Origin of the sequence: Hydrocoleum sp. CS-953 (assembly GCF_002260545.1) — a bacterium.
Taxonomy (GTDB): domain Bacteria; phylum Cyanobacteriota; class Cyanobacteriia; order Cyanobacteriales; family Microcoleaceae; genus Trichodesmium.
The window spans coordinates 1-9,360 of sequence record NZ_LGSU01001290.1 but is presented as its reverse complement, the minus strand read 5'-3'; the positions used below and the strand labels follow the sequence as shown (position 1 = coordinate 9,360).

Sequence of the window (9,360 nt, the reverse complement as noted above, 5' to 3'; positions counted from 1 at the left end):
CTTTAATACAAAACTTACCTATACGAACCCCCCAAACCTGATTTTTTCCTAGATGTCTATTCTTCAAACCAAGGATTTATTGTAGAAAGGGGTTTTCTCTGCGTAAGTCCTATTTCTACTGAATTAGCAAATTAGCAATGACCAAAATATACAGATAAAAAATGGATGATTTTGAAATTGATTTACAAAGGTGGAAGGAAGAGCAAGAACTTATCCTTAACCAAATAGATAATGGTATTGCTCTGTTTGATAATTCTAATCACTTAATTCTATTTAATCAGAAACTGCCTGAAATTTGGGGATTATTACCACAGTGGTTAGCTCAAAAACCCCATAGGGATGAAATTTTTGCCGAAATATTTGCTCAAGGTTATTGGTCAACCGAACAATCTCAACAACTACAAAACTCTCTGCTCAAGATAGAAACAGAAAGTCAATTATTATATATTGAACAATCTAACGGTATTTCCCTTAAAGTGGACTGCAGCCTCGCATCAGATGGGGGTCATCTACTGACCTTTCGGGATGTCAGTATATATCAAAAGTCTCAAGCTAGTCTCAATGCTGAATTAACAAGATTAAGATTTCTCCTAGGTCTCAACGAACGACTGCAATACTCAGATAGCTTAAGAGAAATAGCCCAATTTGCCCTTAATTATCTTGTAGAGGTAATGAATGCTGCTTTTGGGGATGTCAAAGTTATCAGTGGGAAAGGAAAAAATCGTCAAGCAGGTCCAGTTTCTAATGAAATTAGTTCTCAATTTATTGCTACTTATGGCAAACCAGCAGTAGCTGAAATGGAAAATTTGTTGAAAAAGGGTATCCCTTATGGTCAAGGACTTTTGTGGGAAGTAGTCGAGAGTGGCAAACCTATGTATGTTGAAGATTATGCTAATCAACCTAATTCTATACCAGGATTTCGTCATCCTGGTATAGGCCAACTCGGAATTTTCCCAATTCCAGCCACAGATGGGACAATTATTGGTGTTTTAACCCTAGAGTCTCGTAACCTGCAAAAACTACAAGAAGCTGCTCAACAGGATATGTTGTTTGCAGCTTGTCGTACTTTAGGAGTGGCCATAGAAAGGGCACAGTCTCAAGAGCGTCTACGTCAAATTAATGAAGAATTAGAGCGTTCTTCTCAGTTAAAATCAGAGTTTTTGGCTTCTATGTCCCATGAATTGAGAACCCCACTTAATAGTATTTTAGGGTTCTCTGATTTATTACAACGACAAATCTCCGAGCCGTTAAGCGATCGCCAAGTTAATCAAATTCGACTCATTCAAAAAAGCGGTCAACATCTATTACAACTGATTAATGATATTCTGGATTTATCTAAGATTGAGTCTGGGAAAACAGAGTTAAGTTTAGAGCTAATTAATATTCACGAGGTTTGTACAGATTGCTTGAGAATGATTCAGCCACGAGCTGATAAAAAAAGATTGGCTCTATCTCTAGAATTGGATTATCGTATATCTACAGTTTATCTGGATCAGCGTCGGGTTAGGCAAATAATTATTAATTTACTTTCTAATGCTATTAAGTTTACACCAGAAGGGGGAAAAGTTAAACTTAGTGGAAGTTTAGCTTATGGTAGTCAAATTCAAGGTAATTATCGACCTGATTGTTCTACAATTAATTCTAGTACGCCTTATTTATGTTTAGAGGTGAAAGATTCTGGAATTGGTATTGCTGAAGATAGATGGGAAATATTATTTAGACCTTTTCAACAGATTGACTCTTCTTTATCTAGAAGACATGAAGGTACGGGTTTGGGTTTAGCTTTGACAAAAAGATTAGCTGAATTACATGGTGGAACTATTTCTTTAGATTCTCAAGTTAGCAAAGGTAGCACTTTTCGTGTTTGGTTACCATTAACAGAAATGCGGGAAGAGTTAATAGTTATTTCTGCATCAGAAGAGGGCGATAGAGTATCTTCAGAGGGTGGTACTGATAAAATATTAGAAACTGAAAAATCTGCTAGGATTTTGATTGTTGAAGATCAACCTTATAACCAACTTTTAATTTCTCAAGTATTGGAGGTAGAGGGCTATAAAGTTGAGTTAATTAGTGATGGTAAAACTATGCTTGATACGATTAATTCTCCTTTGGTTACTTCTCCAAGTTTACCTAATTTAATTTTGATGGATATTCAGTTGCCAGAAGTTGATGGGTTAAAATTAATTAAGAAGATTAAGGCTCATTCTATATGGCAGTCTGTACCAGTTATTGCTGTGACTGCTATGGCAATGGCGGGCGATCGAGAAAAATGTTTGAATGCTGGTGCATCGGCTTATCTTAGTAAGCCTTTAAATATTGAACAGATGATTGATATTGTAAAGTCTTTGGTGAGTAATTAGTCAAAACTAAAGAAGATTTTATGTAAGCATTTCCTGCGGAATGCTGCGCAAACAGCAGTCAGCTAGCCTCCTGCGGAGGAACTACGTTAACAGCTATATTACCTTTAAAGAAGGAAAAAGTAATTGGGAGATTTCTAAGAACTATTTGAAAATGTGATAGAAGTTAAATTCTAGCGGTTTTCACAAAGGTAGACTACAAAAATTCCTCCTTCTCTCCTAGATAATATGAGCCTTCTTCCTTTAAACCCAAATCTCTGTGCTCTATATTAATGAAAATTGCTATAATAGCTTCATTCATTTTTATGACTGAGAGCTGACTGTTGATAGCTGAATGTTTACGATTTTATTGAACTAATTTTCTTCTTAATAATTTCAATTTTTTATCCGTTTTTCTATGATGTAAACTGCTGAATGTGAGTTATATCAAATCTGGTAGAATCGGTATAATTAGGGCTGGCTGAATAAACATCAAAGTATTTACAGATAAAGGTAAAAGCATTTTTAGGTCTGGAAAAAGTGCAAGTTTTTCGGTCTAAAAAGCTGAAAAAGTTAGGATTTTAGGTTGCATAAGGCAGAAAAATAAAGGGATAATTCTTCTTCCTACCTCATCTAAATTCTCCATTCCTCCTGACTCTGTACGGACGCCCTTATGCAACGTCCCTACTTATACTTTTTCAGCAAACCCTAATTAGATGGTTAATCTAGGAGTCAGGAGGGAAGAGAATTTAGAAATATTTGCACTTTTGCTGATTTTTCGGGAACCATAGATGAAATTTTTTTTGATACCCAATTAAGCAGATTTGATATTATTATGGTTCCTTAATTATCCGTTTTAACTCTAGTAAGTTATACCAGTTACTAGAAGTAATTCTACACTTGGGTGATACTTCAATTATTAAGTAATTAGGGTTTGCTGAAAAAGTCTTTTAGTAGGGGTAGGAGTCGTAGGGGCGTTTTCCTGACGGAATGCTCCGCAAACATGTCGCGCAGCGAAACGGCCGTTAGCTTCCCATAACTATCGTTAACGCCCGTACAGGAGACAGGAGGAGGAATTATCCCCTGATTTTTCAGCCATGAGTCAACCGAAAATCGTAACATGCATGAGCATAAATAGCTAAAAACCTGATACTTTTTAAAGACTTAAAATTGCTCAAACCCATATTTGTTAATGCTTTTATATTTAATCAGCAAGCCATAATTAACTAAGTAATTAACACAGGATGAATCACCTTTTTAAGAATCATTAACAAGTTAGCCTCAATTATTGATATTTTTACCGAATTATTAATAATTAATAATTAAATAATTCTGGTTTAAAGCCTCCCCTTTTAAGGGGAAAGAAAGAAATAATATTTCCTTATCTTCAATCAAGAACGGTTTTAACCAGAGGTAATTATCAATTATCCATTATCAATTATCAATTAATGAATTCTCATCTACTCTCCCAATACCCTTTTTCTTGAGCAAATATAGAACATTCAACTATTAATAAATACAATTACAGCAATTCTCAGCAACAGAGAAATACACAAGTTTTTGATTTTAGATAATAGCACACATCCTAATTGACTCCCTATACCCTATTCCCTATTCCCTCTCTCAACTAGGAAATTTATTTTGCACAACTACTTAGAAGTATCAGACTATTTATCTATTGTGGAATTTCTGACAAATAATTTAGGGTTCTATATATGGTATAGAATTAAAAGCTAAACTAAAAAGAGGGAAAATATAGTTCACAGAATAATTTTGTAGTGAAGTTACAATTTTTCAAAATATTTTTTATTTGTTAGGGGCGTCTCAAGAAGTTATTTGAATAATATACCATGTTTGGTAATATNGTATAGAATTAAAAGCTAAACTAAAAAGAGGGAAAATATAGTTCACAGAATAATTTTGTAGTGAAGTTACAATTTTTCAAAATATTTTTTATTTGTTAGGGGCGTCTCAAGAAGTTATTTGAATAATATACCATGTTTGGTAATATCGCAAGTAAACCAAAAGCTGAAATACTGAAGCTCTGAATTAATTATACTCTGCTGAAAGAGTTTTTGGTTCCCAGAGACATTAGGGACAAGGTAAGAGTGCTTTTGAGGTTTAAGTTGAGTGAAAGCTTTCACTATAAGAGTTAAACTTCACGAAGTTATATTGAATGAATATTTCAGCGATGCTAGTGGCAAAAATATAAATCAATAATTGCCTTCAAAACTTTGCTTCCTTAAGCCTCCAGACTTGATTCAAATTCCTAATTAAACTGTCAGTTTTATACTTTTCGGANTTACTAAATGATATGTCTAATAAGCAGCTATGTATTCTATTAGTTGATGATGAGCAAAATAATCTAATTCTATTAGAAGAACTATTAGCATTAGAAGGCTACGCCACTATATCAGCAAACAATGGCAAACAAGCACTACAAGTTGCTAGTCAATCTCCGCCTGATTTGATATTACTAGATGTAATGATGCCTGAAATTGATGGATTTGAAGTTTGTCAATCCTTACGTCAGAATGAAAAATTAAAGACAATTCCTATAATTTTTTTAACAGCCTTAGATGATGAAAAATCTAAATTGAAAGGTTTAGAATCGATGGGAGATGACTATATTACGAAACCATTTAATACTCGCTTACTTCTAGCAAAAGTCGCTAATATTTTGCAGCTAAATCAAATACGTTCTCAAGCGAAGAAATCTGAAAATAGTCAAAAACTAGATACACAAAGTAATTTACAACTATCAGCTGCATTGCGAATTAATCAGCTTTTATCAGATAAATTTCGATTATTTGTACCAGAGCAATTTTTATCAAGAATAGCTCCTGAAGGATTAAATTCGATTCAGCTTGGAGATGGAACAGAAGAAGAATTAACAGTTTTATTTTGTGATATTAGAGGATTTACAGCAATAGCTGAATCACAAAATGCACGAGATACTTTTAAGTGGTTAAATTCTTTTTTTCAGCGAATGAGTGTTTGTATTTCGGCTAATCAAGGATTTATAGATAAATTTTTAGGTGATGCAATTATGGCAGTATTTGATAAATATGAATGTCATAGTTTTAATGCACTAAAAGCTGCTGTAATGATGCAGGAAAGTTTGCAAGATTTTAATGTTAATTATCAGAAATATAATCTGAAAGAACCTCTAAACATTGGTATTGGTATTCATACAGGTATTGCTGTTATTGGTACTTTGGGTTCTGAAAAAAGAATGGATTCTACGGTTATTGGAGATGTGGTTAATACCGCATCACGTTTAGAAAGTTTAACTAAGACTTATGGATGTTCAATTATTGTGAGTGAGCAAGTCATTTCTGAAGTAGAAATATGTCAAAATAATTCTCAAACAGCAAAACCGATAGAAACTAAACATAATAGTCTTAATAGCCAAGAAAATTTTTGTAATCAGATTCAAAATAACCAGGATAATCCGCCTAATTATTGTGACAAAATTTATTACAGGTGGATTGATAAAGTGACTCTCCGTGGAAAGCAGAAGGCTGTTAATATTTATGAGTTACTAGGTACTGAAAATAATATTATTGAACCGGAAAAAATTACAACTCTATCATTATTTAATAAAGGAATTAAGGGGTGGAAGTTTGGTAAATATGCAGCAGCTTTAGAATATTTTCAACAAGTAAAAAGGCTAAACTCTATTGATAATATTGCTGGTTTATATATGGAACTTTGTCGGGAAAAACTTGGTTTAGTACCAATGAAGAAAAATGACGTAAATTTAGCAGATCCGAATTTTTAATAAATTTGTATATAGGGTTTCTCAGGTTAATAAGTTACACCCATTTGCTATCTTTTATTGAAATACAAAGGATTCAGGAAAGCTGTTTTAAAGAGCCTAAAAACTATACGCAATAGACAAAGAGAAAAATTCTCTCCTCCGATTCCGAGAGCTTCATAAAATGAAATGACTATTGCTCNAGTTACACCCATTTGCTATCTTTTATTGAAATACAAAGGATTCAGGAAAGCTGTTTTAAAGAGCCTAAAAACTATACGCAATAGACAAAGAGAAAAATTCTCTCCTCCGATTCCGAGAGCTTCATAAAATGAAATGACTATTGCTCTATACGCAATAGAAAGAGGAAAATTTTCATCCTCCGATTCCGGGAGCTTCATAAAATGAAATGACTATTGCTCTATACGCAATAGACAAAGAGAAAAATTCTCTCCTCCGATTTCGAGGGCTTCATAAAATGAAACGACTATTGCTCTATACGCAATATTAAAGAGAAAAATTTTCTCCTCCCACTTCAGGAGCTTCATAAAATGAAACGACTATTGCTCTATACGCAATAGAAAGAGGAAAATTTTCATCCTCCCACTCCGGGAGCTTCATAAAATGAAAATACTATTGCTCTATACGCATATAGAAAGAGGAAAATTTTCATCCTCCGACTCCGGGAGCTTCATAAAATGAAACGACTCTTACTCTCGGAGCAATAGAAAGAGAAAAAGTTTCATCCTCCGACTTCGAGAGCTTCATAAAATGAAACGACTCTTGCTCTATACGCAATATAAATGCGACAGCTATATTGCGAACGTTGTAGAAAAGAAAATCAACCTAAAAGATATCAAATAGATTTTATAGAACCATAAATCATAAGGCAGAAAGCAGAAAGCAGAAGATAAATTCCTAAAAAATCTACTCCCTACTCCCTACTCCCTACTCCCTAATTATTAATTTTAACCAAAACGACCACTTACATATTGTTGAGTTGCTTCTTCCCTTGGGTTTTGGAAAATATTGTGAGTTTCATCAAATTCCACTAAATAACCAAAGCGTTTACCGCCTTCTTCAGCTTGTGCATTAAAAAAGGCAGTTACATCAGCAACCCTAGTCGCCTGCTGCATATTATGAGTCACAATAATAATAGTATAATTTTCCTTAAGTTCGTTAATTAATTCCTCTACTTTAATAGTAGAAATAGGGTCAAGAGAAGCACAAGGTTCATCCATTAAAACAACATCCGGACTAATAGCAACTGCACGAGCAATACACAAACGTTGTTGCTGACCTCCAGATAGAGCAAAACCACTTTGCCCTAATTTATCCTTAACCTCATCCCATAAAACAGCTTGTCGTAGCGATCGCTCAACTATCTCATCCATTTCTTCTTTAGATTTAGCCAGACCATTAATTCTTACCCCATAAGCAATATTATCATAAATTGACTTAGGAAAAGGATTAGGTTTTTGAAACACCATTCCGATGCGTCGGCGAATTTCTACAGGGTCAATATCCGGGTCATAAATATTTTGATTATGATAAAGAATGCGACCTTCTAAATGGAAAATACTAATCAAATCATTGAGACGATTAAAACATCGTAATAACGTACTTTTACCACAACCTGAAGGTCCGATAAAAGCAGTTACTTTATTCTTAGGAATTTCTAATGAAACACTTTTTACAGCTTTGAAATCTCCGTAATAAATGCTAACATTTTCTACTGAAATAGCAGGAGCAGAATTTTGTTTAGAAAGATTTACTTGAGACTCCGGCATAAAATATAACCTCCTAATGTATAAGCATTTAGCTGTCAGCTATCAGCTTTCAGCGATTTTTGAGTTTTAGATAAAAGCTTTATTAATTTTCAATCCTCACCCTTAAGGGCGGTGTCTTTATAAATCAGAATTAAATCTAACTACAAGAGCTGACTTTACTCACTCTTTTCTGGATATGTATATTAGTTAAGTAGTTGTGCAAAATAAATTTCCTAGTTGAGAGAGGCAACAGGCAACAGGCAACAGGCAAGAGAGAGTTAGTAGAATGTGTAATTAATTTTGCTTATGCACTTAATCATCAAAATTGCTTTTGACTGGTTGCCCAACGAGAAAGAATACTGGTAATTAAAACTAATAAAACCAGCACCAAAGATCCTGCCCAAGCAAACTCTTGTAAAACCAAATCAAAGCTACGAGCAAACTCATATACTAGATATGCCAAAGATGGTACTGTCGGAGCAAAAGGACCACGAGGCCAATTATTAGAATAAACCACAGTAAAAAGTAGTGGAGCTGTTTCTCCAGCAGCACGAGCAATAGAAAGAGTTATACCTGTGATAATACCTGGTAAAGCAGCAGGTAAAACTATCTGTAGAACAGTTTGATAATTAGAAGCACCAACTCCTACCGATGCCCATCTAATATCTCTAGGAACTATTTGTAAAGCTTCATCAGTAGTTCTAATAATAGTAGGTAACATCAAAATTGATAAAGCAACTCCTCCAGCAAATGCTGAAAATTTACCCATAGTTAAAACCAGTAAACTATAGGCAAATACCCCAGCAATAATTGATGGAACACCACTCAAAACATTAGTAGCAAATCGAATTGGGCGAGCTGTTTCTTCGTCACTAAATTCTGACAAATAAACTGCTGCTAAAATGCCAAAAGGTACAGCAATTAAACTAGCAATTGCTACTACCATAATTGTGCCTAAAATTGCATTAGCAATTCCTCCTGTAGTTTGACCTGCTGCTGGAGGTAATTTAGTAAATAAATCTAAGTTTAGACGAGCTACTCCTTTGATAAAAACATAAATTAATACAGCAAAGAGAGGGATAAGAGTAATAACTATGCAAGCACCTGATAATGCAGTCATTACTTTATTAAATATTTCTCTTGGTCTTTTCGGGTTTCTTTTTAGGTTAATAATAGATTCAGAAGATTTTGGGTTGTAAGTAATATCTGCCATTTCAGTTATCAGTTATCAGTTATCAGTTATTCAGTACCTCTGACTGTTTGCGCAGCATGACCTAGGAAAGTATCGGGATAGAAATACTGAAGTTTATTTTCTTTTAGTCAATTGTATATGGTGAGGTTTTCCACTGCTCCGGTAAAGCAATTCCACTATAGGGGAATCTCCACTTTTTCTCCCCTGGAAAGAGGAAACTTGATACCTTATTTTTTAGTCATAAAGTCATAATTAATCACAAGATAGAATGAACATAATTTACAAATTACATCAGTTAAGTTG

General features: G+C 34.0%; 4 protein-coding genes. 2 read left to right on the top strand and 2 right to left on the bottom strand.

Annotated features, from left to right (window positions below):
- The first annotated feature begins 161 nt into the window (after window positions 1-161).
- Together AFK68_RS23060 and AFK68_RS23055 are read left to right on the top strand one after the other, a co-directional pair.
- The gene (locus AFK68_RS23060; protein ID WP_246844362.1) at window positions 162-2,360 is read left to right on the top strand and encodes an ATP-binding protein; all 2,199 of its coding nucleotides are present in this window, start codon (window positions 162-164) and stop codon (window positions 2,358-2,360) included.
- Window positions 2,361-4,638: 2,278 nt separating this feature from the next.
- On the top strand, window positions 4,639-6,120 hold a 1,482-nt coding region (locus AFK68_RS23055; protein WP_371357512.1), incomplete at its 5' end, for a response regulator.
- Window positions 6,121-7,064: 944 nt separating this feature from the next.
- On the opposite strand, the gene pstB is transcribed toward AFK68_RS23055, so the two are convergent.
- Together pstB and pstA are read right to left on the bottom strand one after the other, a co-directional pair.
- Entirely contained in the window at window positions 7,065-7,886 is an 822-nt protein-coding gene (pstB, locus tag AFK68_RS23050; RefSeq protein ID WP_094675426.1) for a phosphate ABC transporter ATP-binding protein PstB, read from the bottom strand.
- Between the two features lie 298 nt (window positions 7,887-8,184).
- On the bottom strand, window positions 8,185-9,078 hold the full coding sequence (gene pstA / locus AFK68_RS23045; protein ID WP_094675424.1) for a phosphate ABC transporter permease PstA: 894 nt from the start codon (window positions 9,076-9,078) through the stop codon (window positions 8,185-8,187).
- Window positions 9,079-9,360: the final 282 nt, after the last annotated feature.